General features: G+C 72.8%; 27 protein-coding genes and 1 tRNA gene. 11 read left to right on the top strand and 17 right to left on the bottom strand.

Annotation, left to right across the window (positions count from 1 at the left end):
- Nucleotides 1–53 precede the first annotated feature (53 nt).
- Both Cba03nite_RS19085 and Cba03nite_RS19080 read right to left on the bottom strand, forming a co-directional pair.
- Nucleotides 54–503, bottom strand: coding sequence for a MarR family winged helix-turn-helix transcriptional regulator (locus Cba03nite_RS19085; RefSeq protein ID WP_346113138.1), 450 nt, complete (start codon nucleotides 501–503; stop codon nucleotides 54–56).
- A gap of 67 nt (nucleotides 504–570) precedes the next feature.
- A complete protein-coding gene (locus tag Cba03nite_RS19080) occupies nucleotides 571–2025 on the bottom strand; it encodes an NCS2 family permease (RefSeq protein ID WP_239125864.1) in 1455 nt (484 codons plus the stop codon).
- Between the two features lie 129 nt (nucleotides 2026–2154).
- Between Cba03nite_RS19080 and Cba03nite_RS19075 the strand changes: the two genes are divergently transcribed.
- Nucleotides 2155–2916 carry a DUF3027 domain-containing protein gene (locus Cba03nite_RS19075; RefSeq protein WP_203747772.1) on the top strand — a complete coding sequence of 254 codons (762 nt, stop codon included), beginning with the start codon at nucleotides 2155–2157 and terminating at the stop codon, nucleotides 2914–2916.
- Nucleotides 2917–2920: 4 nt separating this feature from the next.
- On the opposite strand, the gene Cba03nite_RS19070 is transcribed toward Cba03nite_RS19075, so the two are convergent.
- Nucleotides 2921–3550, bottom strand: coding sequence for a futalosine hydrolase (locus Cba03nite_RS19070; protein ID WP_203747770.1), 630 nt, complete (start codon nucleotides 3548–3550; stop codon nucleotides 2921–2923).
- Nucleotides 3547–4500, bottom strand: coding sequence for a hypothetical protein (locus Cba03nite_RS19065; protein WP_203747768.1), 954 nt, complete (start codon nucleotides 4498–4500; stop codon nucleotides 3547–3549). Before Cba03nite_RS19065 ends, Cba03nite_RS19070 begins: the two co-directional genes overlap by 4 nt.
- Nucleotides 4501–4532: 32 nt before the next feature.
- Here Cba03nite_RS19065 and Cba03nite_RS19060 point away from each other — a divergent pair, with 32 nt between their 5' ends.
- The gene (locus tag Cba03nite_RS19060; RefSeq protein ID WP_203747766.1) at nucleotides 4533–4763 is read left to right on the top strand and encodes a DUF2530 domain-containing protein; all 231 of its coding nucleotides are present in this window, start codon (nucleotides 4533–4535) and stop codon (nucleotides 4761–4763) included.
- Entirely contained in the window at nucleotides 4760–5563 is an 804-nt protein-coding gene (locus Cba03nite_RS19055) for a 1,4-dihydroxy-6-naphtoate synthase (RefSeq protein WP_203747764.1), read from the top strand. Before Cba03nite_RS19060 ends, Cba03nite_RS19055 begins: the two co-directional genes overlap by 4 nt.
- 99 nt (nucleotides 5564–5662) lie before the next feature.
- Here the strand turns inward: Cba03nite_RS19055 and Cba03nite_RS40355 are convergent, their stop codons facing one another.
- Nucleotides 5663–6049, bottom strand: coding sequence for a cold-shock protein (locus Cba03nite_RS40355; protein ID WP_203747762.1), 387 nt, complete (start codon nucleotides 6047–6049; stop codon nucleotides 5663–5665).
- A gap of 190 nt (nucleotides 6050–6239) precedes the next feature.
- On the opposite strand from Cba03nite_RS40355, the gene Cba03nite_RS19045 reads away from it, so the two are divergent.
- Nucleotides 6240–8636, top strand: a complete 2397-nt coding sequence (locus Cba03nite_RS19045; protein WP_203747760.1) for a helicase-associated domain-containing protein — start codon at nucleotides 6240–6242, stop codon at nucleotides 8634–8636.
- Nucleotides 8637–8723: 87 nt separating this feature from the next.
- Complete coding sequence (locus tag Cba03nite_RS19040) at nucleotides 8724–8969, top strand: hypothetical protein (protein ID WP_203747756.1); 246 nt, start codon at nucleotides 8724–8726, stop codon at nucleotides 8967–8969.
- Between the two features lie 195 nt (nucleotides 8970–9164).
- On the opposite strand, the gene Cba03nite_RS19035 is transcribed toward Cba03nite_RS19040, so the two are convergent.
- The gene (locus Cba03nite_RS19035; RefSeq protein WP_239125863.1) at nucleotides 9165–9995 is read right to left on the bottom strand and encodes a L,D-transpeptidase family protein; all 831 of its coding nucleotides are present in this window, start codon (nucleotides 9993–9995) and stop codon (nucleotides 9165–9167) included.
- A gap of 135 nt (nucleotides 9996–10130) precedes the next feature.
- Between Cba03nite_RS19035 and Cba03nite_RS19030 the strand changes: the two genes are divergently transcribed.
- Nucleotides 10131–11804 (top strand): DNA repair helicase XPB, encoded by a 1674-nt coding sequence (locus Cba03nite_RS19030; RefSeq protein ID WP_203747752.1) that lies wholly within the window; start codon nucleotides 10131–10133, stop codon nucleotides 11802–11804.
- On the opposite strand, the gene Cba03nite_RS19025 is transcribed toward Cba03nite_RS19030, so the two are convergent.
- From Cba03nite_RS19025 to ku, 4 genes are all read right to left on the bottom strand, one after another.
- Complete coding sequence (locus Cba03nite_RS19025; RefSeq protein ID WP_203747750.1) at nucleotides 11779–12495, bottom strand: helix-turn-helix domain-containing protein; 717 nt, start codon at nucleotides 12493–12495, stop codon at nucleotides 11779–11781. The genes Cba03nite_RS19030 and Cba03nite_RS19025 overlap by 26 nt on opposite strands.
- A 282-nt stretch (nucleotides 12496–12777) precedes the next feature.
- Nucleotides 12778–13605: a non-homologous end-joining DNA ligase gene (gene ligD / locus Cba03nite_RS19020; protein WP_373315761.1), complete on the bottom strand. Its 828-nt coding sequence runs from the start codon at nucleotides 13603–13605 to the stop codon at nucleotides 12778–12780.
- Nucleotides 13596–14396 (bottom strand): ATP dependent DNA ligase, encoded by an 801-nt coding sequence (locus Cba03nite_RS19015; protein WP_203747746.1) that lies wholly within the window; start codon nucleotides 14394–14396, stop codon nucleotides 13596–13598. Before Cba03nite_RS19015 ends, ligD begins: the two co-directional genes overlap by 10 nt.
- A gap of 14 nt (nucleotides 14397–14410) precedes the next feature.
- The gene (gene ku, locus Cba03nite_RS19010) at nucleotides 14411–15397 is read right to left on the bottom strand and encodes a non-homologous end joining protein Ku (protein ID WP_203747744.1); all 987 of its coding nucleotides are present in this window, start codon (nucleotides 15395–15397) and stop codon (nucleotides 14411–14413) included.
- 65 nt (nucleotides 15398–15462) lie between these two features.
- Between ku and Cba03nite_RS19005 the strand changes: the two genes are divergently transcribed.
- From Cba03nite_RS19005 to Cba03nite_RS18995, 3 genes are all read left to right on the top strand, one after another.
- Nucleotides 15463–15960, top strand: coding sequence for an NUDIX domain-containing protein (locus Cba03nite_RS19005; protein ID WP_239125862.1), 498 nt, complete (start codon nucleotides 15463–15465; stop codon nucleotides 15958–15960).
- Between the two features lie 53 nt (nucleotides 15961–16013).
- Nucleotides 16014–17327: an MFS transporter gene (locus Cba03nite_RS19000; RefSeq protein WP_239125861.1), complete on the top strand. Its 1314-nt coding sequence runs from the start codon at nucleotides 16014–16016 to the stop codon at nucleotides 17325–17327.
- A gap of 93 nt (nucleotides 17328–17420) precedes the next feature.
- Nucleotides 17421–18161 (top strand): hypothetical protein, encoded by a 741-nt coding sequence (locus Cba03nite_RS18995; protein ID WP_203747742.1) that lies wholly within the window; start codon nucleotides 17421–17423, stop codon nucleotides 18159–18161.
- A 53-nt stretch (nucleotides 18162–18214) separates the two neighbouring features.
- On the opposite strand, the gene Cba03nite_RS18990 is transcribed toward Cba03nite_RS18995, so the two are convergent.
- Both Cba03nite_RS18990 and Cba03nite_RS18985 read right to left on the bottom strand, forming a co-directional pair.
- Nucleotides 18215–18287, bottom strand: a tRNA-Thr gene (locus tag Cba03nite_RS18990).
- A gap of 62 nt (nucleotides 18288–18349) precedes the next feature.
- A complete protein-coding gene (locus tag Cba03nite_RS18985; RefSeq protein WP_203747740.1) occupies nucleotides 18350–18646 on the bottom strand; it encodes a DUF2218 domain-containing protein in 297 nt (98 codons plus the stop codon).
- A 225-nt stretch (nucleotides 18647–18871) separates the two neighbouring features.
- Between Cba03nite_RS18985 and Cba03nite_RS18980 the strand changes: the two genes are divergently transcribed.
- Nucleotides 18872–20641, top strand: a complete 1770-nt coding sequence (locus tag Cba03nite_RS18980; protein ID WP_203747738.1) for a metallophosphoesterase — start codon at nucleotides 18872–18874, stop codon at nucleotides 20639–20641.
- On the opposite strand, the gene Cba03nite_RS18975 is transcribed toward Cba03nite_RS18980, so the two are convergent.
- Entirely contained in the window at nucleotides 20629–21486 is an 858-nt protein-coding gene (locus Cba03nite_RS18975; protein ID WP_203747736.1) for a PSP1 domain-containing protein, read from the bottom strand. The two genes, Cba03nite_RS18980 and Cba03nite_RS18975, sit on opposite strands and share 13 nt — an antisense overlap.
- 197 nt (nucleotides 21487–21683) lie before the next feature.
- On the opposite strand from Cba03nite_RS18975, the gene Cba03nite_RS18970 reads away from it, so the two are divergent.
- Nucleotides 21684–23231: a hypothetical protein gene (locus Cba03nite_RS18970; protein ID WP_203747734.1), complete on the top strand. Its 1548-nt coding sequence runs from the start codon at nucleotides 21684–21686 to the stop codon at nucleotides 23229–23231.
- 241 nt (nucleotides 23232–23472) lie between these two features.
- Here Cba03nite_RS18970 and Cba03nite_RS18965 read toward each other — a convergent pair whose 3' ends face one another.
- The 4 genes from Cba03nite_RS18965 to Cba03nite_RS18950 all read right to left on the bottom strand — a co-directional run bounded on the left by Cba03nite_RS18965 (nucleotide 23473) and on the right by Cba03nite_RS18950 (nucleotide 26259).
- Nucleotides 23473–24225, bottom strand: coding sequence for a hypothetical protein (locus tag Cba03nite_RS18965; RefSeq protein WP_203747732.1), 753 nt, complete (start codon nucleotides 24223–24225; stop codon nucleotides 23473–23475).
- On the bottom strand, nucleotides 24225–24503 hold the full coding sequence (locus Cba03nite_RS18960; RefSeq protein ID WP_203747730.1) for a hypothetical protein: 279 nt from the start codon (nucleotides 24501–24503) through the stop codon (nucleotides 24225–24227). Before Cba03nite_RS18960 ends, Cba03nite_RS18965 begins: the two co-directional genes overlap by 1 nt.
- Nucleotides 24500–24829 carry a YbaB/EbfC family nucleoid-associated protein gene (locus Cba03nite_RS18955; protein WP_203747728.1) on the bottom strand — a complete coding sequence of 110 codons (330 nt, stop codon included), beginning with the start codon at nucleotides 24827–24829 and terminating at the stop codon, nucleotides 24500–24502. The genes Cba03nite_RS18960 and Cba03nite_RS18955 overlap by 4 nt, the downstream gene beginning before the upstream one ends.
- 230 nt (nucleotides 24830–25059) lie before the next feature.
- Nucleotides 25060–26259 (bottom strand): DNA polymerase III subunit delta', encoded by a 1200-nt coding sequence (locus tag Cba03nite_RS18950; RefSeq protein ID WP_203747726.1) that lies wholly within the window; start codon nucleotides 26257–26259, stop codon nucleotides 25060–25062.
- Nucleotides 26260–26316: the final 57 nt, after the last annotated feature.

The raw sequence follows: 26316 nt of genomic DNA, 5'->3' as shown, positions 1-26316 counted from the left end.
GGGTCCCGGTCGGTTCGGACGGATCAGGCATCTCCTGGGCTGACGCGGGGGCGTCAGTCGCGGGCGAGCCGCTCCAGCAGGGCCGCGGCGCGGGCCACGGTCTCCCGTTCCACGGCGGTCAGCTCGGCCAGTTTCCCGGCCAGCCACTCGTCGCGGACCCGTTGGTAGTCCTCGAGCACCGCGAGCCCCTGGTCGCTGGGCGACAGCAACACCTGCCGCCCGTCGGTGGGGTGCGGGGTCCGGCTGATCAGACCGCGCTCCTCCAGCTTGGCCACGATCTTGGTCATCGTGGGCGGCTGCACCCGCTCCGCCTCGGACAGCTCGCGGGGGGTGAGCGCGCCGCCGATACGAAGGCTGGTGAGGGCCGACAGCTGGGTAACGGTGAGATCGCCGACCGGGCGCTCCTGGCGCAACCGCCGGTTGAGCCGGGTGATGGCGTCGCGGAGCCGCTCGGTCAGCTCCTCGGGAGTAGCCTGCGCCACCATCACCACCTGCTCCGTCACGCTTATTAGCTTAGCTAATAAGCCTGGCTAACGATATGCCTTTGCCGAGGTGAGCGCGGTCACGCTCTCAGAAAACCAGCTTCTCGAGCGCGCCCACGCAGAAATAGACCACGAAGAGGAGCGCCACGATCCACAGCAGCGGGTGCACGTCCCGCAGCTTGCCCTTGACCAGCTTGATCAGCACGTACGTGATCACACCGGCGCCGATGCCGTTGGAGATGGAGTACGTGAACGGCATCAGCACGATCGCCAGGAACGCCGGGATGCCGATCTCGTAGTCGGTCCAGTCGATGTTGCGCACCGCGGTCATCATCAGGAAGCCCACGATGATCAACGCCACCGAGGCGGCCTCGAACGGCACCACCGTGACCAGCGGCGACAGGAACATCGCCAGCAGGAACAGGGCACCGGTGACGAGGTTGGCGAAACCGGTCCGCGCCCCCTCGGCCACACCCGCCGCGCTCTCGATGTACGACGTGTTGCTCGACGTGCTCGCCGCGCCGCCGGCCGCGGCCGCGATCGAGTCGACCAGCAGGATCTCCCGGGTCCGCGGCACCATGCCGTCCTCGCCGAGCATGTCCCCCTCCTGGGCGACGGCGACCATGGTGCCCATCGTGTCGAAGAAGTCCGTGAGCAGCAGGGTGAACACGAACATCGCGGCCACCACCGGGCCCGCGGTCTCCCAGCCGCCGAGCACGTTGAAGTTGCCGAGCAGCGACAGGTCCGGGGTGCTGATCCACTTGTCCGGGATGACCGGGACGTTCAGGCTCCAGCCGGCCGGGGTGCCGTTCGGGCCGCCCATCGGGCCCACCTTGGCGATCGCCTCCACGATGATCGCCAGCACGGTGGAGCCGATGATGCCGATCAGGATCGCGCCCTTGACCTTCCGTACCACCAGCACGATCGTCGCCAGCAGGCCGATCACGAAGACCAGGCCCGGCCAGGTCACGATCTTGCCGCCGATGCCCAGGCCGATCGGGGGCGAGCCCTGGCCGGTCGAGCGGACGAAGCCCGCGTCGACGAGGCCGATGATGGTCAGGAAGAGGCCGATGCCGACGCCGATCGCGGTCTTCAGCTGCATCGGCACGCTGTGGAAGACCGCCTGCCGCAGGCCGGTCAGCACCAGGATGCCGATCAGCACGCCCTCGATGACCACCAGGCCCATCGCGTCGGCCCAGGTCATCTGCGGTGCGATCTCGTACGCCACGAGGGCGTTGACGCCGAGACCCGCCGCCAGCGCGAGCGGGAACCGGCCCACCACGCCCATCAGGATGGTCAGAATGCCCGCCATCAGCGCGGTCACCGCGGCGATCGCCGCCAGACCGCCCATGCTCTCCGGGGCCAGGGGCTGCCCGTTCTTGTCCGTGCCCCCGCCGAGGATGAGCGGGTTGAGGACCACGATGTAGGCCATCGTGAAGAAAGTGGCCAGGCCACCACGCACCTCGCGGGACATCGTCGACCCGCGGGCGGAGATCTCGAAGTAACGGTCGATCCCGCCGACCGCACCGCCTGCTGTGCTCATGGGCCGCATCGTTCCAGATCGACGGCGGATTGTGTACCGACCCACGGAACCGGTATGGGAGCGAAACAACGGTGATACAGGGGGCGGGACAGCCGGGTCCGCGAAGCGCCGTGTCAGCGATAGGCAAGAATGGGGGACGTGACCAGGACCGCCACCCGCGCCCCGAAAGTCGACCAGGCCTGCGCCGAGGCCGTCGAGATCGCCCGTGCCGCGATCACCGAGGATCCCGGCCACGTCGGCGAGCATCTGAACGTGACCGCCGAGGGCGACCGGGTGGTGACCCACTACTTCTCCTGCGACCTGCCCGGATACCGCGGCTGGCAGTGGGCCGTGACGGTGACCCGGGCCCCGCGCAGCAAGCACGTCACCGTGTGCGAGACGGTGCTGCTGCCCGGCGGCGACGCGCTGCTCGCCCCCGGCTGGGTGCCCTGGCACGAGCGGCTGCACCCCGGCGACCTGGGCGTCGGCGACCTGCTGCCCACGCCGGAGGACGACGACCGGCTCACCCCCGGCTACATGCTCGGCGGCGACCCCGAGGTCGACGACGTCGCCTGGGAGCTGGGCCTGGGCCGCCCGCGCATCCTCTCGCCGCTCGGCCGCGAGGAGGCCGCCCAGCGCTGGTACGACGGCGAGTCCGGCCCCGACGCGCCCATCTCGGTCGCCGCGCCGCGCACCGCGCGCTGCGTGTCCTGCGCGTTCTACGTGCGGCTGGGCGGCACGCTCGGGCGCATGTTCGGTGCCTGCACCAATGTGTACGCCCCCGACGACGGCCGGGTGGTCTCGCTGGACCACGGCTGCGGCGGCCACTCCGAGGTGCTGATCGACGAGACCGTCATCCCGGCCCCGCCCACCATCTACGACGACGGCGGCGTCGAAGAGGTCGAGGTCTGACCGCTCAGCCCAGCAGGGTGGCGAAGGCCGGGGCCGCGTGCGTGAGCGCGGCCAGGGCGTCGCCGATGCGCCAGGCGGCGCGGTCCCGCGGGCCGACCGGGTTCGAGATGGTACGCAGCTCCGCGAAGGGCAGCCCGGCTCCCTGCGCGGCGCAGGCCACCCCGTAGCCCTCCATCGCCTCGGCGAGCGCGTCGGGATGGCGGCGCAGCAGCTCGGCGGTGCCCGCAACCGTGCCGGTGACCGTGGACACGGTCAGCACGTCGCCGACCGCCGCGCCGGGGAGCGCCGCGCGCAGCCGGTCCAGCAGCCCGGCGTCCACCGGCGCGAGCGCGCTGCCGAAGCCCAGCTCGTCCAGGCTGAGGAAGCCGTCCGGCGAGTCCGCGCCGAGGTCGGCCGCGATGCTACGGCTCGCCAGGACGGTCGCGCCCGGCGCCAGGCCGATGCCACCGCCGATGCCCGCCGACACCACCGCCCGGTAGCGGCCCCCGGCCAGCGCCAGCAGCCGGGCCGTGCCCGCGGCCGCCGCGGCGGGCCCCACCCCGACCGGCGCCGTCAGCACGTCCGCGCCCGCGGGCAGCCCTCGCGCGACCGCCTGCGCCTCGGCGTCGACCGCCGTCACCACCAGCAGCGTCACTTCTGCCTCCCCTCGTCGCCGGACTCCAGCGACGACGGACGGTACACGTGGAAGCCCTCGGGGAGGGTCGGCTGGTCCTGCCGCGGCTGCCGCTGAGCCGGCGGCGGCGTGGCCGTGCCGTCACCGCTCCGGCCGGACGCGCCCGGCCCCGAGCCGCCGGAACCGGCGCCACCCGAACCGACGCGGCCCGAACCGGCGCGGCCCGAACCGGGAGCAGTCGTGCCGCCCGACCCCGCACTGCCCGAGCCGAGACCACCGCCCCCGACCGCGCCCGCCGCACCGCCCGGCGCGGGCAGGCGCAGCGCGAGCAGGGCGCCGACCGTGAGCAGGACGGCGGCCACCCACATCGGCCAGCCGTTCACGAACGCGCCGATGACGACGCCGGTCACCCCGGTCACCAGGCCTGCGATCAGGGCGTACTGGCTCGCGTGCCACAGCGTGGCCCACGGGCGCACGCCGGGGGCGAGCAGGCGGCGCAGCAGGGTCAGGTGCACGGCCCACTGCGGCAGGATCAGCGCCACCAGTGCCAGCACCAGCAGCCCGGCGCTGCCGAGCCACTGCGCGGCCAGGATCGTGGCCACGCCCCGGCCCACGAGGGTGAGGCCGATCACCGCGCGGCCCGCCGCCGGGCGGTGTCCGATCAGCAGCGCGGCCGGGATGGCCAGGCCCAGCCCGAGCAGGGCCGCCGCCCACACCTGTGCCGGGGCGGGCGCGTCCACCAGCCAGAGCAGTCCCGCCAGCAGCGACAGGTCCGCGGCGACGACCACGGCGTGCAGGTCGAACAGGCGGGCCACGCCGGTGACCCCGTTCGAGCCCTGCACCCGGACCCGCAGCGCGGTGCGGGTCAGCCAGCGGATGCCGACGACCGAGCGGCTGACCGTGGCGATGAGCACCCGGACGATCCGGACCAGCACGTCCGCGAGGCGCTGGAGGGTTTGCAGCAGGGGCATGGTGACATCCTGCCAGCGCGTACCCTGTCAGCGTGCCTCTGGAACCACCCAAACCGCTGGACCCGCCGACGGTGCCCTTCGCCCTCGCCGGGATGGCCGCGTTCGCGCTGGCCGGCCTCGTGCTGCTGCTCAACAAGGACTGGCTGACCGCCAACGGCCACGAGAGCTGGCTGTCCATCTGCGTCGCGGGCGTGGTGTGGGGCATCCCCGGGCTGCTCACGATGATCGTGCACGACCGGCACCGGAAGGCCCGCCGCTCGTGAGGATCGCCTTCTCGCCCTGCCCGAACGACACGTTCGTCTTCCACGCGCTGGTGCACGGCCTGGTGCCGGGCGCGCCGGAGCTGGACGTCACCTTCGCGGACGTCGACGTCACCAACACCGCCGCGCTCGACGGGCGGTTCGACCTGGTCAAGGTCAGCTATGCGGCGCTGCCGTGGCTGCTGGACGCGTACGAGCTGCTGCCCTGCGGCGGCGCGCTGGGCCGCGGTTGCGGTCCGCTGCTGCTCACGGCGGGACGGGGCGACATCTCCGGCGCGACCGTGGCCGTGCCCGGCGACCGCACCACGGCGTATCTGCTCTTTCGGCTGTGGGCCGCGCAGACCGGGCAGGTCCCGGGCCGCATCGAGGTGGTGCCGTTCCACGAGATCATGCCCGGGGTCGCCGCGGGCCGCTACGACGCCGGCCTGGTCATCCACGAGGCCCGCTTCACCTACCAGCGCTTCGGCCTGACCAGCCTCGTCGACCTCGGCCAGTGGTGGGAGGGCGACACCGGGCTGCCCATCCCGCTCGGCGCCATCCTGGCCAAGCGCGGCACCGTCGACGCCGCCGCGGCGACGGAGTGGATCCGGACGTCTGTGCGCGCCGCCTGGGCGGACCCCGAGGCGAGCCGCGCCTACGTGCTCGCGCACGCCCAGGAGATGGAGCCGGCCGTCGTCGACCAGCACATCAAGCTCTACGTCAACGACTTCACCGAGGACCTCGGCGCCGACGGCCTCGCCGCCGCCCGCGCCCTCCTCCACCGCGCCGCCGCCGAGGGCCTGGTCCCACCGGTCGACCTTTAGCCCTTGATCAGCGGACTTGCCTGGCACTCGGGCCTATCCGGAGCCCCGGAGTGCCCATGTGCCAGGCAAGTCGGACGATCTTTCGGACGGTCTTGAGGGTCAGATCTCGAGTTCGCGGGCGATGGCGTGGAGGGCCTCGGCGATCTTCTGCGCGCCCTTCTTCTCCGGGTAGCGGCCGCGCTTGAGGTCGGGGAGGATGCGGGCCTCCAGGACCTTGATCATGTCCTCGATCATGTCGTTCAGGTCCTCGGCCGGGCGGCGGCGCAGCTCCTGCAGCGACGGCGGCGCGTCGATCAGCTGCACCTGCAGCGCCTGGTCGCCCTTGCGGCCCGCCGCGACGCCGAACTCGACCTTCTGGCCGGGCTTGAGCTCACCGACGCCGTTGGGCAGCGCGGCCTTGTGCACGAAGACGTCCCCACCATCGTCCCGGGTCAGGAAACCGAATCCCTTCTCCGTGTCGTACCACTTCACGCGACCCGTAGGCACCGCTGCACACCTGCTTCTTCCCCGCGGGCGGCCGGCGCCCGCCACGTCTGATTGGCCACGCCGACGGTGGCCCGCTGACAAGGCTAGCGATCGTGATCCGGGGGCCCAACTGGAATCCCCGCTTCCGCGCCGCCGTACCGTCCTTCCGACTGCCGCGCGCACCCCCGGAACCGGCTAGCGTGGAGGCACGATGAGCATCGAGTTCGCCGACCACCTTCGCGCGCTGTCCGACGACACCCTCGGCGCGCTGCTGCGCCTGCGCCCCGACCTGATCACGCCCGTGCCCACGGACCTGACGGTGCTGGCCGCGCGGGCCCAGACCCGGGTGTCGGTGGCCCGTACGCTCGACACGCTCGACCGGTTCACGCTGGAGATCCTGGACGCGGTCCGGCTCACCCGGTCGCCTTCGGACGGCACCACCTCCGCCGCCGCGGTCGTCGCGATGGCCTGCGCCCCGGTCGGCGGCCCGGAACCGGCCCGGGTCACCGAGGCGCTGCAGCGGCTGCGCGACCGCGCGCTGCTCTACCCGGCCCGCCCCGGCGAGGACAGCCTGCGGCTGGTGGCCACGGTCGACGAGGTCTGCTCGCCGTACCTGGCCGGCCTGGGCCGTCCCGCCGTCGAGCTGGACACCGCGGCCGAGCTGCAGGGTGCGGTGATCGCGCTGGTCAACGACCCGGCCCGGCTGCGGCGTACGCTGCTCGCCGCGCCGCCCGCCGCGCGCGCCGTGCTGGACCGGCTCGCCGAGGGGCCGCCCGTGGGCACCACGGTCAACCGCACCGAGCCGGTGACCTGGCTGCTGGAGCACCACCTGCTGGTCGAGACCACGGAGGGCGCCGTCGAGCTGCCCCGCGAGCTGGGCCTGCTGCTGCGCCGCGACGCCGGGCCGCTCGGCCCGCTGCACCCGCTGCCGCCCGCGATCGGCGCCGGGCCGCGCGCCGTGACCACGGTGGACCGGGCCGGGGCGGGGCAGGCGATGACCGCCGTACGGCACACCGAGGACCTGCTGGAGGCGCTGGGTGAGGAGCCGCCGACCGTGCTGCGCGGCGGCGGCATGGGCGTGCTGCCGCTGCGGCGGCTGGCCAAGGCCGCCGGGATCACCGAGCAGCTCGCCGGGCTGCTGCTGGAGACGGCGTACGCGGCCGGGCTGCTGGGCGAGGTGGAGCTGGGCAGCGAGACGGTGTTCCTGCCCGCCGCCGGGTACGACGACTGGCGCGTCGCGCCGCTGGCCCAGCGCTGGGCGCGGCTGGCCGAGGCGTGGCTGGCCATGCCCCGCCAGCCCGCGCTGGCCGGGCAGCGCGACCTGAAGGACAAGCCGCTGACCGTGCTGTCGCCACAGCTGGAGCGGGCGGGCACGCCGGCCGCCCGGCGCGCGGTGCTCGCGGCACTGGGCGCGCTGGTGCCCGGTACAGGGCCGGACGCCGACGAGCTGCTGGAGTGGCTGCGCTGGCAGGCTCCGCGCCGCATGCGCGGGCGCGAGGAGCTGCACCGCGAGGCGCTGTCCGAGGCCGCCGACCTGGGCGTCACCGGCCTCGGCGCGCTCACCGGGTACGGGCGGGAGCTGGTGGCGCTGACCGAGTCGGTGCCGTCCGACGAGGATCCGCTCGGGCAGCGGCCCGAGGCGGTGCTGCCCCGGGAGCAGACCCCGCTGGTCCTCGCGCTGGCCGAGCTGCTGCCGCCGCCCGTCGACCACGTGCTGGTCCAGGCCGACCTGACCGTGGTGGTGCCCGGCCCGCCCGAGCCTGCGCTGGCCGCCGAGCTGGACCTGGTCGCCGAGCACGAGTCCGGCGGCGGCGCGAGCGTGTACCGGGTGACCGCGGCGAGCCTGCGCCGGGCGCTGGACGCCGGATACGCCGCGCCGGACCTGCACGCGCTGTTCGCGCTCCGCTCGAAGACCACGGTGCCGCAGGCGCTGACCTACCTGGTGGACGACGTGTCGCGGACCCACGGCGGGCTGCGCACCGGCAGCGCGGGGGCGTACCTGCGCAGCGACGACGAGGGCCTGGTGTCCGCCGCGCTGGCCGACCGGCGGCTGTCGGGGCTGCAGCTGCGGCGGCTCGCGCCGACCGTGCTGATCACCCCGTTCACGTCGGGGCGGCTGCTGACCGCGCTGCGCGACGCCGGATACGCCCCCGTGCCCGAGGACGCGACCGGGGCGGCCGTGCTGACCAAGCCCAGGGCGCGCCGGGCCGCCGCGCGCACGCCGCTGCAGGCACAGCCGGACGCGCTGGACGCGCCCGGCCTGACCGAGCCGCGGCTGCTCGGCATCGTGGAGGAGATCCGGCGTGGGGACGCCCGCGCGCGGGCCGCCCGCCGCGCCCCGGACGCCGTCCGCGCCGCCGCCGGGCAGCCCATGTCCAGCCTCACCGCCGTGCAGGCGCACAGCCACGCGCTGGCCGTGCTGCAGCAGGCGGTCCGGGACAAGGCCAAGGTCTGGGTGGGGTATGTGGACGCGCACGGCGCGAACGCATCCCGGCTGGTCCGCCCGGTGTCCATCGGGGCCGGTTACCTGCGCGCCGAGGACGACCGTACGCAGACCCTGCACACCTTCGCGCTGCACCGGATCACCGCGGCGGCGCCGGCCGAGTGAACCCTCGTATCCCCCTAATGCCTGGCAATTCAGCCGCAAGCGGGCGCCGGATGGCACGCTGGAGGCAGGGAAGGGATGAGGGGGACGATGACGACTGATCAGGAGGCGGCGCACGAGCAGGCCGAGCCGGTCCCCGTACCGGCGGGCGGCCTCTCCCGGCGCGCGAAAGTGATCATCGGTGGCATCGGCGGGGGCCTGGTCGCCTGGTTCTTCTTCGCCTGGCTCGGCCTCAAGCGCAACATCGTGGACGCCGCGGGCGAGTCGATCGGCAGCGGCATCCTGCTGCTGCTGCTGTTCTCGATCGCCGGAGCCACCCAGCGCAGCCGCCGCTGAACCGGCCCGGAGACGATGATGGGCCGTGGCTGCCCCCTGACTGCCACGGCCCATCCGACGCGTTGCGCTCGCCCCCGTTTGGCGCCCCGAACGCGCACGGCAATCGGATTACGCATGGCGGGTGGTAAGCGGTTGCGACTTCACGCCGGATTCAGCCGAAAGAACGACAGGCTTCGACCATCCGGCTGAGTCGGCTCAGGTGCCCGAGCGGCGCCCGAAGATCTTGACGGTGGTGCCCGTCTTGAGCGTGTTCCAGAACTTCACGGCGTCGGTGGGCAGCAGGTTGATGCAGCCGTGCGAGCCGATGGCGCCGTTGTGGATATAGGTCGTGGTCTGGTGGAAACCGCTTCCACCCACCACCCGCTGCCAGTACGGCAGCCAGACGTCCCACTCCTCGGACCAGTTCTTCAGTTGCCGGTCATGGATCTTGAAGGTGCCGGTGTCGGTGGCGTAGCCGGCCATGCCGGTGCGCGTCACGGTCGGCCCGTAGACGATCTTCCCGCCGTTCATGATCCAGACGGTCTGGTTGGTGAGGTCCACGCACGCGGTCAGGCCCGTCCCCGCGCCGCACCGGCTCGCCGTGCTCTTCAGCAGCCGCTGCGAGACGCTGCGGGTCATCGGGCCGGCCTTGCCGTTGTACGGCCGGATGTCGAACCGCTTCTGGAACTTCTTGATCGCGGAGCAGTCCGCGGCGGACTGCTTGCCGTCCACCGTCACCGTGCCGTAGCCGCCGAGCGTGGCCAGCGCCTGCTCGACCTCTTTCTGGTACTCCCCCTGCGGGCAGGAGACGGCCGTCGGGCTCTTCGTCGGCTTGGCGGTGGGCGACTTGGCCGGCTTCGGGGAGACGGCCGCCGTCGGCGAGGGCGCCACGTCCGGCGTCGCCGACGCCGTGGGCTCCGGGCTGGGCAGGCCGTCGGTGGCGGACACGAAACCGGGCCGCTGGGCCTCGGCCTTCCCGTCCGGGCCGCAGCCGGCCGCCAGGGTCAGTGTCGCGACCGCCAGCAGGCACGTGAGGGTACGACGCACCAAAGCCTCCCCAGGTGAACGATCCGCCGGTGACGGCATGATAGACGCTCATGTTCGTCCGCGGGTTGTCGGCCGATCGGCCACGACGTGGGAGACTGGAGTGTTGTCCCGGCAAAGCCCCAGCGTGAGGTGAGCATGACGAACGGGCCGCTGATCGTCCAGTCCGACAAGACCCTGCTGCTCGAGGTCGACCACCCCGACGCCACCGCCTGCCGGATGGCGATCGCCCCGTTCGCCGAGCTGGAACGCTCACCGGAGCACATGCACACCTATCGGCTGACGCCGCTGGGCCTGTGGAACGCGCGCGCGGCCGGCCACGACGCGGAGAGCGTGGTGGACGCGCTGCTGCGCTTCTCCCGCTACCCCGTGCCGCACTCCCTGCTGGTGGACGTCGCCGAGACGATGGACCGCTACGGCCGGCTCCAGCTGCTCAACGACCCCGCACACGGCCTGGTGCTGCGCGGCCTGGACCGCGCGGTGCTGGTCGAGGTGGCCAAGTCGAAGAAGCTCGCCGGGATGCTCGGCGCGCAGCTCGACGCCGACACCATCGCCGTGCACGGCTCCGAGCGCGGCCACCTCAAGCAGGTCCTGCTGAAGCTCGGCTGGCCCGCCGAGGACCTCGCCGGGTACGTCGACGGCGAGGCGCACCCGATCGCGCTCCGCGAGGACGGCTGGCACCTGCGCTCGTACCAGCGGGAGGCGGTGGAGCACTTCACCGCGGGCGGCTCGGGCGTCGTCGTGCTGCCCTGCGGCGCGGGCAAGACCCTGGTCGGCGCGGCGGCCATGGCCGACGTCAGCGCGACCACGCTGATCCTGGTGACGAACACGGTCGCGGGCCGCCAGTGGCGCCGCGAGCTGCTGGCCCGCACCACCCTCACCGAGGACGAGATCGGCGAGTACTCCGGCGAGCGCAAGGAGATCCGCCCGGTCACCATCGCCACGTACCAGGTGCTCACCACGCGCCGCAACGGCACGTTCCCGCACCTCAACGTGTTCGACGCGCGCGACTGGGGGCTGATCGTGTACGACGAGGTGCACCTGCTGCCCGCGCCGATGTTCCGGTTCACCGCGGACCTGCAGGCCCGCCGCCGGCTGGGCCTGACCGCCACCCTGGTCCGCGAGGACGGCAAGGAGGGCGACGTCTTCAGCCTGATCGGGCCGAAGCGCTACGACGCGCCGTGGAAGGACATCGAGTCGCAGGGCTGGATCGCGCCCGCCGACTGCACCGAGGTCCGGGTGACCCTGCCCGACCGGGACCGGCTGGCCTACGCGGCGGCCGAGCCGGAGGAGAAGTACAAGTTCGCGGCGACCGCCGACGCGAAGCTGCCGGTGATCAAGGCGCTGATCGAGCGGCACGGCGACGAGCAGGTGCTGGTCATCGGGGCGTACCTGGAGCAGCTGCACGACATCGGCCGGTTCCTGGACGAGGAGGGGGTGCCCGCGCCGATCGTGCACGGCGGCACCACCACCAAGGAGCGCGAGCGGCTGTTCGACGCGTTCCGCGCGGGCGAGCTGCGCGCGCTGATCCTGTCCAAGGTCGGCAACTTCTCCATCGACCTGCCCGAGGCGGCGGTGGCGGTGCAGGTGTCGGGCACGTTCGGCTCGCGCCAGGAGGAGGCGCAGCGCCTGGGCCGGGTGCTGCGGCCCAAGGGCGACGGCCGCCAGGCGCACTTCTACACGGTCGTCTCCCGCGACACCATCGACACCGAGTACGCCGCCCACCGCCAGCGCTTCCTCGCCGAGCAGGGGTACGCCTACACCATCGTGGACGCCGACGACGTGCTCACCGAGCCGCCCGCAGCCGGCTGAGCACCCGCGCCACCGCCGGGAAGTCGGCCTCCACCTCGGGCAGCGCCCGCACCGCCGCCCGGTGCTCCTCACCCGCCCCGAACCCGGGCACGGTGACGAGCACCGGCGGCGGCAGCTCCGCGACGAGCCGCACCGCCAGCTCCACCAACCCGTTGCCCCACCACAGCGGCCCCGCCGTCCGCGGATCCGGATCACCCCATCCGAGCTCCCGCCACCGCTCGTCGTATCGCCGCAGCCCCACCCGCAGGATCCACTCGGCCAGCGCGTCCACCTCGACCTCCGCCACCAGCAGATCGAGCCGCCGCGCCGCCACCGGCACCCCCTGCAGCAGCGCCGCCCCCTCACCGTCCAACAGGTAGGCGAACCCCGGCCGGTGCCGCGTGCTCAACAGCCTCAGGTCCGCGAGCACCATGCTCTGCCGCCCGGACAGGCCCGCCCGCACCTTCTCGATCTCCGCGTCCAGCCCGCTGCCCGCCGCCTCCACCGCCACCCGCAGCTGCAACCCCAGCTCGCCGAACAGCCGATCCGCCAGCGTCGACGTCACCGCCCGCCGCCCTCCCTCGAAGCGGGTGATCTGCTGCCTCGGCACACCGGATCGGGCGGCGAGCTGCTCCTGGCTCATGCCCCGCCGCACCCTCTCGTGCTGGAGCAGCGACCCGAGCTGCCGTTCCAGGCGTGCTTCGTCGTCCATGACGCCGATCCTCATCGCCGACAGGCCGCTCCGGTAGGGGCTGTGGATAACCCGGCGATGGGACAGCATGCCTGTGGATGAGGCAACCCTCGTGTTGCCAAAGCAACCCAGAAGTTGCCGAACGCGGCAGCAAACACCTCCCGAGCCAGCCGACGTGGCGACACTCACGGCGGCACAGCGCTTGGAGATCCCGGCGAGCACAGACCGCAGAGGTCAGTGGCGCCGTTCGGGTGTCGGACCGGCCGCAAGAAGTGCCATCCCGCTGCTCAGCAGACCGGGCCGTCAGCTCAGCAGGCCGGCGTGGAGGTCACCGAGGTGGGCGACGCGGTCGAGGACCTCGGCGGGGCCGAAGGAGACGGCGGTGAAGTCACCCTGGGCGACCTCGTCCCAGGTCAACGGGGTGGAGACGGTGGGCACCAGACCGGCGCGCAGGGAGTAGACGCATACCGTCGTCTTGGCCTGGTTGTTCTGGCTCCAGTCGATGAAGACCTTGCCGGGGCGAAGTTCCTTGGCCATCTGGTCGGTGATCAGGTCTTTCGCCGCGGCGGCGAACTCGGCCGCGATGCCGCGGGCGTACTCGGAGACCTCCTCGAAGGTGCCCGAGAAGGTGCTGCTGACCTGCATGCCTTTCCGGCCCGAGGTCTTCGGGAAGGCCGGGCGGCCGTCGACGGCGAGGCGGTCGCGCAGGGCCAGCGCCACCGCGCGGCACTCGTCGAGACCGGCGGGCGGGCCCGGATCCAGGTCGAAGACGACCCGGTCGGGGCCGGGGGCGCCGACGAGCCACTGGTGGGTGTGCAGTTCGAGCGCGGCGAGGTTGGCCAGCCAGACCAGGGCGGCGGTCTCGTTGCAGATGATCAGGCCGTCGGGCGAGGTCGGGATCCACGCGGGCTTCTTGGCCGGCTCATTCTTCTCGAAGAAGCCGGGCCGGTCGGCGCCGTCGGGGAAGCGGACGCGGGTCAGCGCGCGATCGTGCAGGTGCGGCAGGATCACCGAGGCGATCCGGTGGTAGTAGTCGATCACCTCCGCCTTGGTGGTGCCGTCCGGGTAGAGCGGCTTGTCCAGGTTGGAGAGCGTCAGCTCACGTGCGTCGACCCTGACCTTCACCCGCAGTCCTCACCCACGCAGTCGCCGGGCAGCTTGTCCGGTCGCAGCCGCAGGAACACCGGGAACCGCAGCCGCCCGTCGGTGGTGACCTCGCTGTAGCGGACCTCCACCACGAGCAGCGGCTCCACCCAGGTGCCGGCCTCGGCCGGGCCGGTGAACGGCGACGCCTCCCGGGCCAGCTCCCGCAGCACCGGCAGCAGCGCCCGCTCGACCCGCACGGTCAGGCCGCCGCCGACGCGCCCCCGATAGCGCAGCGTGCCGTCCGGCAGCGGGGTGCCGATGAGCAGCGCACCGAGCGGGCGGGCACCGGGCCGCCAGCCGCCGATCACGAACTCGCCGGTGCGTACGAACTTCCACTTGACCCAGTCCGGCGAGCGCACCCCGGGCTGGTAGCGGGAGGCCCGCCGCTTGGCGACCACCCCCTCCAGGCCCAGCTCCCGCGCGGCGGCGACGACTGCCTGGCCGTCCTCGAAGCTGGGCGAGACCGTGGCCAGGCCGAGCCCGTCCAGCACCGCGCGGCGCTCGTCGTAGGCGAGATCGAGCCGGATCACGTCGAACGCCACGTACACCGGGGGCACGCCCTGCTGGAGGGCCTGGAAGCTGGGCCTGCCGTGCGCGTCGAAGGCGACCAGCTCGCCGTCGAGCATCTCGGCCAGCTCCGGCATCCGCGGCCCGGCCAGCTGCCGCCCGGATCGGCCGTGGAAGCGCCCGGCGGCGTAGACGGCCCGGAACCCGTCCCACTTCACCTCGTACGCCCACTGCGGGCCACTGGGCAGCGGGCCGGCCGTCGCTAGCATCGGCGCGTACCGGATCAAGCTGCCTTGGCCTTCTTCGCCGGGGCCTTCTTCGCGGTCGTCTTCTTCGCCGTGGTGGTCTTCTTTGCCGCGGCCTTCGCCAGCGCCGCCTTCTTGGCCGTGCTCTTCTTGGGCGCGGTCTCTTCCGGCTCGGCCTTCTTCGCCGCCTTCTTGATCGGGGTCACCGTGGCGTGGCCGCCGGTGCGCTTCTCCTCCGCCCCGCCCCGGGCCGCGCGGGCCCGCTCCACCGACTCGCGCAGCGCCGCCATCAGGTCGATCGTCGGCGCGATCGGCTCCTCGGTGGTCGGCTGCACCACCGTGTCCTTCTTGCCGACCTTCACGTCGATGACCTGCTGCAGGGCCTCGCGGTAGGCGTCGGTGAACTCCTCCGGCTTGAAGTCGCCCGACATCGAGTCGACCAGCGACTCGGCCATCTTGACCTCCTGCGGGCGCAGCTTCACGGCGTCATCGAGGAAGTCGAAGGCCGGCTCGCGCACCTCGTCCGGCCACAGCATCGTGTTGAGCACCAGCACACCCTCGTGCACGCGTACCGTCGCCAGGGTCTCCCGCTGGCGCAGCGCCACCTTCACCACGGCGACCCGGTCCACGTGCTCCAGCGCCTCACGCAGCAGCAGGTACGGCTTCACCCCGGCCGCCCCGTCCGGCTCCAGGTAGTACGCCTTGTCGTACAGGATCGGGTCGATCTGCTCGTTCGGCACGAACTCCAGCACCTCGATCGCCCGCGAGCTGGTCAGCGGCAGGTTCTTGAAGTCCTCGTCGGTGAGCACCACCATCTCGCCGCCGCCCATGTCGTACCCCTTGGCGATCTGGTCGTAGCTGACCTGCTCGCCGTCGATGGCACAGACACGCTGGTACTTGATCCGGCCACCGTCGGCCTTGTGCACCTGGTGGAACCGGATGTCCTTCTCCTCCGTGGCGGAGTAGAGCTTCACCGAGATGGAGACCAGCCCGAAGGAGACGGCGCCCTTCCAGATCGCCCTCATATGGGAAGTATGCCCCGATAGAGCGGCCTGTACTGCGCGAACAGCGGGGTTCTAGGGTGGCATCCATGGGTGCAGAGGACGGCTGGGTCAACTCGTACCACGGCAGGATGCGCGCGGCCATGGGCGACGCCACCCTGTTCTTCCTCGGAGCGCGCGGCGTCATCCGGGACGAGCAGGGACGGATCCTCCTGATCAAGCGGACCGACAACGGCTACTGGGCCTTCCCCGCGGGCGCGATGGAACTCGGCGAGTCGATGCGGGACTGCGCCATCCGGGAGACGTTCGAGGAGACCGGGCTCAAGGCCGGGCGGGCGACGCTGTTCGCGTTCCTGTCCGGGCCGCAGTACACCTTCACCAACGTCTTCGGCGACACCTACCAGCACATCTCCGGCTCCTACCTGCTGACCGAGGTCTCCGGGGAACTTACCCCGGACCCGTACGAGGCCTCCGACGCGGGCTGGTTCCACCCGGACGACCTGCCCGAGCCGACCTCCGGCGCGGTGCTGTGGACGCTGGACCACCTCGCCCGCTTCGAGGCCACCGGCGAGATCTACTCGGACTGAGCCCGGTTAATCGGCTTGCCGGGACCGCCCCTTACCAGGCATCATCGGCGGCCGTGACGAGCTTGAAGCGCTTCGCGCTGGACGTGAGGCCGCTGCGCCGGCGTGACTTCCGCCTGGTGTACACGGCGGCCGGGGTCAGCAGCTTCGGCTCGATGATCACGTACGTCACCATCCCGTTCCAGCTGAAGCAGATGACCGGCGACACGCTCATCGTCGGCCTGCTCGGCGTGGCCGAACTGGTGCCGCTGCTGTTCATGGCGTTCGTGGGCGGCGCGCTGGCCGACTACGTGGACCGGCGCAAACTCGTCTTCTGGGCCGAGGCCGCGCTCGCCGTACTCGCCGCGCTGCTGCTGCTCAACGCGCTCGTCGGCACGCCGAAGGTGTGGGTGCTGTTCGTCATCGCCGCCCTCGGCGCCGCGATCGACGGCATCCACCGGCCCGCGATGGACGCGATGATGCCGCGGCTGGCCCCCGCCGAGGAGATGCCGGCGGTCGGCGCGCTCAACTCGCTGCGCTGGCAGATCGCGCAGATCGCCGGGCCCACCCTGGCCGGTCTCATGATCGCCAACCTCGACGTCTCCTGGGTGTTCGCGTTCGACCTGGCCACCTACGCGGTGTCGCTGACCTGCTTCGCCATGGTGCGGTCCATCGCCCCGCCCGAGGCCGCCGACCGGCCCTCGCTGCGCTCGGTCGTCGAAGGCATCCGGTATGCCCGCAGCCGTCCCGAACTGATCGGCACGTACCTCATCGACATCAACGCGATGTTCTTCGCGTTCCCGGTCGCCCTCTACCCGTGGGTCGCCGACCGGTACGGCGGCGCGTCCGTGCTCGGCCTCTTCTACGCGGCGCTGGCCGCCGGGTCGATGCTGGTCACGCTCACCTCGGGGTGGACCGCCCGGGTGCACCGGCACGGCCTCGCCGTGCTCGTCGCCGCCGGGGCGTGGGGGCTGGGCATCGTGCTGTTCGGCATGGCCGGGTCGCTGTGGCTGGCGCTGCTGGGGCTGGTCGTCGCGGGCGCGTCCGACATGATCTCCGGGCTGTTCCGGGGCATCATCTGGAACCAGACCATCCCCGACCACCTGCGCGGGCGGCTCGCCGGGATCGAGATGCTGTCGTACCTGACCGGCCCGATGCTCGGCCAGACCCGCGCCGGGCTCAGCGCCCGCTGGTGGGGCCCGGCCGGGGCGGTCGTCTGGGGCGGCGTGCTCTGCGTCGTCGGCACCGGCGCGCTCGCCGCAGCCCTGCCCGCCTTCCTCAAGTACGACGGCCGTGAGGGCCTCGCCCGCAAGGAGGCCGAGGAGGCCGCCCGCGCCGCCGAGATCGCCGCCGCCCGCGGCACCACGGCCCTGGAGACCGCGACGCCGTAGGAGCCGGAGCCTCCCATCCAGGGCGCGACGACGCTGGACCGCCGGCCCGGTCGCGGTCAGCGCGGCCGGGTGCGCGATGGCAGGATGCCAGCCGTGACCGACGATGATCCACTCGAAGAGATGATCCTGGAGCACTGGAGCGGCTGCACGCTGCCGCTCGGCCAGGGCAGGGACGCCGGAACGGCGTTCTTCTACAACGAACTCGTGGAGTCCACCCCCGAGGCCGACAGCGTACGGGAATGGTGGGTGACCGCCGACCGCCTGACCCGCACCAAGGTGGGCGAGGTGCGGCTGCGGCCCGATCTGATCGAGCCCGCCGGTGCGGCGGCGGACTACCTGGCCGTGACGGACTTCGGCGAGTCGTGGTCGCGGCGCTCGGGTGCGGCGGTGATGCGCACCCACGTCCTCCACGAGCACGCGGCGAGGAAGGGCTGGTCGTGGACGGCCGCCCAGGTCACCGAGGGTGTCGCGGCCAAGGCGGAGCACGTGCGCGCGGTCGGGGGCGAGCCGCGCCGGGCGTACGCCCTGGGCCACGTCACGCGGGACCTGGGCGAGCCCGGTGAGCGGCGGCCGCTCGCCGTCGCCGCCTCGAACGTCGCACGGGACCCCGACGGGGTGGTGCGCTGGCAGGGACCGCTGCCGGACGGGTTCGCGGGTGGTCCGGTCTTCGTCGCCGACCCGCGGGGCGGGCGGGAGCTCGTGCTCCGCTGCCTCGGGCTGCTCTCCTCGGCCGGGCGGAACCCGAGCCTGGTCACGTTCGACACCGTCCGGGCGCTCATCGAGGAGCTCGTGCGGCCCCAGCCGCCGAAGCGCGGCCTGTTCCGCCGCCGCTAGATCCGGCCGCCCACGAAAAACGCCCTCCACGCGTGTGGAGGGCGTTTCTGCCGAGCCGCCTGACGGAATCGAACCGTCGACCTTGTTATTACGAGTAACACGCTCTACCGACTGAGCTAAGGCGGCAACGTCGCATCACTATACGCGATCAGACCGGCCCACGGCCAACGGGTAGGCGGCGGGTCACATCAGGCGGCGACCACGGGCGTGAACTGCCCGAACTTGAGCCCGTCCTTCTCACCGAAGCGCTCGGCGTGGCTGACGATCACACGCTCGACGGTCGCGGCCTGCTCGGCGTCGGCGGCCTCGATCCGGACCACGAGGGCCTCGGGGGTGGCGGTCAGCTCGGCGCGTCCGGCGCCGAACACGGCGGTGCCGCGGTCCTCGGCGAGCTCCACCTCGATCTTGTGGCTGAAGTGGCTGAGAACCTGCTTGAGGTACCGTCCGGCGCGCTCGGTGGGGGCACTCCCCTCAGTGATCATCATGCGGGTAAGGCTACCCTAACCACTCCCGCTCGCCCACCCGGCCGGGGTTGATCGCGATCTCGTGTCGAAACCTCAGCTTTGACGCCGGGTTCTGACACGAAACACTGATCTTGTCCCCGGACGACGGGAGTGGGCACCCGGGAGGTGTCCGGTTGGCGGCAACCGGGCCGGTAATGCCCGTTGGGCTGGTGCGACCTGGTCTACTGCGGACTAGGCTGCGCTGCTGTGACCGTGATCCCTCCGCGCAGCCCCTCCGACCCCACCCCGGTCGGCGGCCGGACGCACCGTCCGACCAAACTCGAGCCGGCGCAGCTCGGTTTCACTCCGCAGGGCGCCGTGGCCTGGCTCAGCCCGCTGCAGCTGGCTGCCACCGGTGTCCGTGTCGCGTTCGCGGCGCAGTTCGGCGCCTATCTGGACAAGCGCGAGCTGCAGAACGCCTTCCCCACCAAGGTTCACGACGACCACGTGAACGACGAAGAGCTGTGGATGGACTACATCGCCGACCTCGGCGACGGGTTCAACCCGACCTACACGATGGCGTACCTGCTGGCGCAGGAGCAGATCGAGGCGGGCGGCGAGACGCTGCCGCGCGGCCGGGTGCTGGTGCTCGGCGGCGACTCGGTGTATCCCACCGCGAGCGGCAAGGCCTACGAGGACCGCTTCGAGGGCCCGTACCGGGCCGCGCTGCCGCAGGTCCCGGCGGAGAACGGGCCGACGCTGTTCGCGCTGCCCGGCAACCACGACTGGTACGACGGCCTGACCGCGTTCCTGCGCCTGTTCGCGCGGCGCGAGGGCTCGCGCATCGGCGGCTGGCGCACCAAGCAGACCCGCTCGTACTTCGCGCTTCAGCTGCCGCACCGCTGGTGGCTGCTGGCGCTGGACGCGCAGGGCGCGGCGTACATGGACGACCCGCAGCTGGAGTACTTCCGGGGCGTGGCCGCCAACATCGAGCCCGGGGACCGGATCATCCTGGTCACCCCGCAGCCGGCCTGGGTGCAGTCCGAGGAGCACCCGCTCTACTACGACACCATCGACTACTTCCTGCGTACGGTGATCGACCCGACCGGCGCGGACGTGGCGGTGATGCTGAGCGGCGACCTGCACCACTACGCGCGGTACGCGCAGTCCGACATCGGCCGGCAGCTGATCACCTGCGGCGGCGGCGGCGCGTACATGGCGGCGACCAACCACCTGCCCGAGCAGATCGAGGTGCCGCCGCGGCACTCGCAGGTGCGCCGGCAGAGCACGGGTATGCCGTACAAGCTGCAGAAGACGTACCCGACGCAGCTGCGCTCGCGCTGGCTGGGCGGCGGGGTCTTCGCCCGGCTGCCGTGGCGCAACCCGGGCTTCGCCACGATGCTCGGCATCATGCACACGATGCTCATGCTGTCGTTCAACAACGCGGCGGGACGCATCCTCACCGTGCCGATCTTCCTGATGACGGCGGCGGTCATGGCCTCGACGGTGTTCTTCGCGGTCGGCCTCACCGAGGGCGAGGCGCGGCTGAAACCGATAATCCTCGGCTCGCTGCACGGCATAGCCCATCTCGCGATGGGCGTGGGCGGGCTGTTCCTGTGGCGCGACGTACTGCCGTTCGAGGGGTACAAGCCGGCGGTGCAGGCGGCGCTGGCCGTGGTGATCTACCTGACCCCGGCCGGGGTGGCAGCGGCGCTGCTGGTGTCGCTGTACCTGCTGATCGCGGCGTCGTTCAAGGTGAACGTCAACGAGCTGTACGCCGGGCAGGGCATCGAGGACTACAAGTGCTTCCTGCGGATGCGCTTCGCCCCCGACGGCAAGCTGAGCATCTACGTGGTCGGCGTGGACACCATCTCCACGAAGTGGGTGCCCCAGCCGAGCGGAAGCTGGTTCGCTCCGGCGAAGCCGCTGCGGCCGCGGCTGGTCGACGAGGTCATCACGCTCGGCCCGGCGAAGCAGCATGCGGCCCCGCCGGCCGTGATCCCGGCCGACGCGCCGGACCCGAGTCACACCGCGTAGCGGTCCTCGTACGCCTTGCGGCTCCCGCACACCGACGCCTTCGGGCAGACGGTGCGGGAGCCGTCGGCGGCGAGCCGGATGACCACGGCGTCGCGCGGCACCGAGTGCCCGACGACGCGCCCCTCCTCGCCGTCGGCGGTGACCACCTGCTCGCCGAGCGCCGGAGCCGTGGCCTGGAAGTCTTGATACAAAGGATGTTCGTACTTCAGACAGCACATGAGCCGCCCGCAGGCGCCGGAGATGCGCATCGGGTTGAGCGGCAGGTCCTGGTCCTTGGCCATGCGGATGCTGACCGGCTCGAACTCGGTCAGGAACGTCGAGCAGCACAGATCGCGCCCGCAGGAGCCGATGCCGCCCTGCACCTTGGCCGAGTCCCGCGCGGACAGCTGGCGCAGCTCCACCCGGCACTTCAGGGTCGCGCCGAGATCGCGTACCAGCGAGCGGAAGTCGACCCGGTGCGGGGCGGTGAAGTAGACGGTGGTGCGCGGGCTCGGGCCCGGGTCGTCGCCGTCGGGCGGCCCGCTGGGCACGTGGTCAACCGCGATGACCTTCATGGGCAGCTGGTGCTCGCGGATGAGCCGGTTGGCGGCGACCCGCGCTTCGGCCTTGCGCTGGCGGATCAGGTCGTCGCGGCTGACGTCCGCGGCCCCGGCCAGGCCGATGACCTTCGGGAAGCCCGCGGTGTCCTCGTCGCTCCACTCGGGCGCCCACACGCACTCGGCGACCTCGGGCCCGTCGTCGGTGCCCACGAGCACCTTGTCGCCCACGCGGGGACGGAAGTCGCCGGGGTCGAGGTAGTACAGCCGCCCGTACTTGTTGAACGTCACGGCACACAGCAGGCCCATCGGCACAGATTACTCGTATGCCTCCGGATGGCCAGGGGGCCGACGGAGAGATCGGCCCGAGTTGCGTACCTTTTCGGTTGATTCGTCGTTAGCTCTTCCGGATAGGTGTCACGAGTTCGCCGTAACCGGGCCGGAAAGCCTTCGTTGGGCCACGTCGTAGGCATGCACCCCCGCATGCCCGTCGCCCCGGAGGAAGCATGCGTCGCCAACTCGCCGTGGCCGGCTCGGTCGCCCTCGTCTCGCTCAGCTCCCTGGCGGTCCTGTCCGCCCCCGCCAGCGCGGGGGTCTGCGACCGGCCCGCCGGATACGCCGCGCGCGCCGATGCGGACCTGCTCAAGGTACGCGCGGTGAACCTGGGCCCGCTGGGCGTCAAGCTGCCCACGGTCGCCGACCTGACCGTCGCCTCCGCAGGCAGCGGCATGTCCGCCACGAACCCGGTGCACAGCGCCGCGACGGCCCGCTACGCCGACGCACGCCTGCTCGGGCTCGAACTGCCCACCGGCCCGCTGGCCGCGAAGGTCTACCAGCAGGCCCCGCCCTCGCACCAGAACCCGGTGCGCAACAACGCGCTCACCCTGGACCTCGGCCTGATCAAGGCCGGCACCGGCGACCTCGCCGCGCACGCCCGCTGGACCGAGGGTATGGGCTGCGGCAAGGCCGAGGGCCCGGCCGGTGAGGCCGACGCGTCCCTGGTCGACGCGAAGGTGCTGCCCGGCAGCCGGGGCGCGCTGGCCGCCGTCCCGCACACCGCTTCGGCCACCACGCAGACCGCGACGGTGAAGCACGCGGGTGTCATCGCGTCGGGTGCGTACGCCCAGATCGGGCTCGCCGAGGTGCAGCTGCTCGGCGGCGCGCTCGGCGTCGAGGTGGTCAAGCCGCCGGCACTGACCGTGCTGGCCACCGGCCGCGCCTCGACGTCGTCCGTGCGCTACGACGCACCGCTGCTGAAGGTCACCGGCCCCGGCATCGGCACGAAGACGCTGGACAGCCTGCACCGCGAGCTGGAGATCGCCGTCCCCGCACCGGGCGGCGGCGGCGTGCTCGGCGCCCTCGACCTGACCGGCGCCCGCGAGCGCGCCAAGGCGCTCGGCCTGCCGCTGCTCGACACCGACCTGGGTCGGCTGCTCGGCGGTCTGCCGGTGGGCAACCTGACCCAGCTGATCAACGGCCTGGGTGGCAGCGGTGGAGGGTCCGGACTGCCCAGCGTGCCCGAACTCGGCGGCCTGCCGGACCTGGGCGGCCTGCTCGGCGGCGGCCTGGGCAGCCTGTCCGGCCTGTGCGAGATCGTGATCGTGAAGATCTCGATCGGCGAGCTGGAGAAGCGGATCACCGACCGTGGCGCGACCGCTCAGGCGGCGTCGCTGCGGGTGCAGCTGATCGGCGTGAACACCAAGAACGGCCAGCGCGCCACCGTGCTGGACCTGGGGCTCGGCCTGCTCAAGGCCTCCGCCACCGCCCCGGCGCGGGCTGCCGCCAGCCCCACCGCCACCCCGACGGTCCGCCCGTCGACCAGCCCCTCCCCGGGCGGTCCCGGCGGTGGTGGCGGCGCCACCCCGTCGCCTGCCTCCGGCAACGATGACGACGACGACAACGGCTGCGGCGGTCCCGGTTGCAGCCTGCCGCGTACGGGCACGAGCATCGCCCTGATCGCCGGCACCGGTGTCCTGCTGTTCGTGGCGGGCCGGTTCCTGCTCCTGCTGACCCGCCGCCGCACCGCGAGCGGGCCGGAGGATCTGCTGGGCTGACGCTCTTCTGGTAGCTCTACGCGCAGCGCGGTGGCGGCGGACTGGTTCCGCCGCCACCGCCGTGTCCGCCACCGTGGTCCGCGGGCTCTGCGGGCGGGGGCAAGATCGCTACTTCGTGTCGAAACCTGCGGTCAGACCATAGGTTTCGACACGAACTCGCGATCTTCCACCGGCGGCGGCCGGGCCGACTGCCGGCACCCGCGACGCGGGCCTGGTTGGGTGCGGTCGTCGGCGGCGGCGGTTAAAGGTCAACTCGCAGCGTGGTTGATGCCGGGTGGTGGACCACAGGGGACTGTTGGAGGCCGGGCTCGTCGGTGGGAGCAGGGCCCTCGGTGAGTAGGTCGTCCAGCTCGGTGAGGGTCACGTCGATCTCGTGCAGCAGGGCGGCCCCGACGTCCGCTGCGGCCAGGGCCCAGGACACCGGTCCGGCACCGTCGAGCCGCGCCCCGGTCGCAGCGGCCAGCGCGACACCGGGCAGCCGTGCGCCGGGCGCGACCGCGATCGACAGCATCCCGGCCGCCGCCTCGCCCGCGTCCGGTGCGCCGGTCAGCAGGACCGCCTCGGCGCTGCCCGCCACCCGGGCGAGCGCCCGCGCCGTCCGCGAGCGCCCGGCCGCCAGGCACCGGGCCAGTGAGTCGAGGTGAACGGCCTGGGCCCGCAGCTCCGCCGCCCACGCCACCACATCCCGCCGCAGCCGGTCGGCTGTGTGCTGGAACGCGCTCGCCGCCGGGCCCTCCCAGCCGCGCAGGTCACCCACCCGGCCGCCGGCCGCCTCCGCCGCCTCGGCCTGCCGCCGCAGCTCGTCGGCCTGCTCCCGCCACGGCTGCGGCGACCACGCCGACAGTCCCGCCACGGCGTCGCCGGGCAGGGCGCCGGTGCGGCGCAGCAGCTGCCAGACCTGGTGGGTCTCCGGCGCGCCCCACCGCGCCAGCGTGTCGTCGACCCGCGCGAGCAGCCCTGCGGTGTTCAGGTAGAGATGGCTGAGCGCGTCCATCAGGCCACCCCGCCGTGCTCGTCGGCCTCGCGGTAGTTGCGGCCCGCCGTGCGTACCGACGCGGCCAGGTCGCGCAGCCGCGCGTCGAACCCGCCCGCCGCGGCGACGTGCCCGGACCAGCGTGCGCCGGCCGCGGTGTCGGCCGTGCGGGCCAGCGCTGCCATGCGTCCCGGCACGTCGAGCCGGGTCTGGCCGGGGGTGGCCCGTGACAGCGCCGTGCGCTGCTCCGCCATCTCGTCGGCGAGCGCGTCGACGCGGGCCGCCAGCTCGTCCGTCACCGGGCACCTCCGAGCGCCGTGAAGTCGCCGAACGTCTCCTCGTACACCTTGCGCCGGGCCCAGGCCGCGGCGTCGTGCGCGGCGGTGATCGCCTGCTGGATCGCGCGGGACAGCTGCGGGGCGGTGAGCCCGTCCAGGGAGCCGGTCACCACCACCCGGCGCACCGCGCCGTCCCCGCCGACGACCACCTCGACCAGGTCCTCCGGATCCCGGACGGTGACCTCCAGCTCGGCGACGGCGCGCTGCAGGCTCGCCTGCCGCTGCTCGATCCGCCGGTAGGACGCGATCGCCTCCTCGATCCAGGCGTCGTCGATCTCCCGGGGCATGCGGCAGCTCCTCATCGGACGGTTACGGCGTACCCGCGGAACGCTACCGCCAAATCCCCACCCCCCGACACCCCTGTGGATAACCCCTGTGGACACCCGGCCGGGTGACACCCACGCCCACCCCAAGATCGTCCGACCTGCCTGGCACTCGGGCGTATCTTGAGCGCGCTTTCGCCCATCTGCCAGGCAAGTTGAGCGATCTTGGCGGGTGGGCGGGGTGGGCGGGTGGGTCAGCCGTGCCAGAGTTCGAGCATCATGGCTTCGACGGCGATGCGGGGTTTGACGTTGGCGTCGATGGCGGTGCGGCAGGCCAGGACGGATTCGAGGCGGCGCAGGGTGCTCTCGGCGGTCCAGCGCTGCGCGGCGGCCTCGGCCAGCGCGGCGGTGTCGGTGTGTACGGCGGCGACGGGCCCGCCCCACCTGGCGTTGAGCACGTCGCGGTAGAAGCCGGCCAGATCGAGCAGCGCCCGGTCGAGCGCGTCGCGCTGGGCCCGGGTGGCCCGCGACTTCTGCCGCTTCTCCAGGTCCTTGAGCTGGCCGGCGATGCCCCGGGCGGCGCCCGCGGCGCCCTTGCCCGTGCCGCCCGCGCCCAGCGCCGTCTCCAGCGCGGCCCGCTCGGCGGCGTCGGTCTCGGCGACCGCGGCGGCCGCCTCGGCCTCGGCGGCCTCGATCAGCGCGGCGGCCGCGTCGAAGCAGGCGCCGACGCCGGTGAGCTGGCGCGGCACGGCCAGCACGGCGGCCCGGCGGCCCCGGGCCTCGGCGTCGGCGGCCAGGCGGCGGGCGCGGCCGACATGGCCCTGCGCGGCCGCGGCGACCCAGGCCGCGGTGGCCGGATCGACGCCGTCCCGCTCGACGAGCAGCGAGCTGACCGCCTCAGCGGCGGGCTGGCGCAGCGGCACGACCCGGCAGCGGGAGCGGATGGTCACCGAGATGTCGTCGGGATGGTCGGAGGGCGCGCAGAGCAGGAAGATCGTCCGGTCCGGCGGCTCCTCGACGGCCTTGAGCAGGGCGTTGCCGGCCGCCTCGGTGAGCCGGTCGGCGTCCTCGATGAGCAGCACCTGCCAGCGGCCGTTGGCCGGGGTGGTGGCCGAGCGCAGCACCAGCTCGCGCATCTGCGCGACCGGGATGCTCAGCCCGTCGGGCACCACGAGACGCACGTCGGGGTGGGTGCCGGCGATGGTGGTGTGGCAGCCGTCGCAGTGCCCGCAGCCGGGCCCGGCCGCCTGGTCGGTGCACTGCAGCGCGGCCGCGAAGGAGCGGGCGGCGACCGAGCGGCCCGAGCCGGGCGGCCCGGTGAACAGCCAGGCGTGCGTCATCGCCCCCGCGCCGACGGCCTCGCCGCGGATGACGGCGGCCGCGGCCGTCGCGGCGGCCCGCAGCGTGGTGACGGCATCAGGCTGGCCGACCAGCTGGAAGAAGACGTCGCTCACCGGACCCCCTCGCGGGGCCGGACCCCGCTTCCTCGCTCACTTCGTCCGCGCACGCCA

The sequence above is a fragment of the Catellatospora bangladeshensis genome (assembly GCF_016862575.1).
Taxonomy (GTDB): domain Bacteria; phylum Actinomycetota; class Actinomycetes; order Mycobacteriales; family Micromonosporaceae; genus Catellatospora; species Catellatospora bangladeshensis.
The sequence above is the reverse complement of the archived record's forward strand: the minus strand, read 5'-3'. Positions and strand labels throughout refer to the sequence as shown.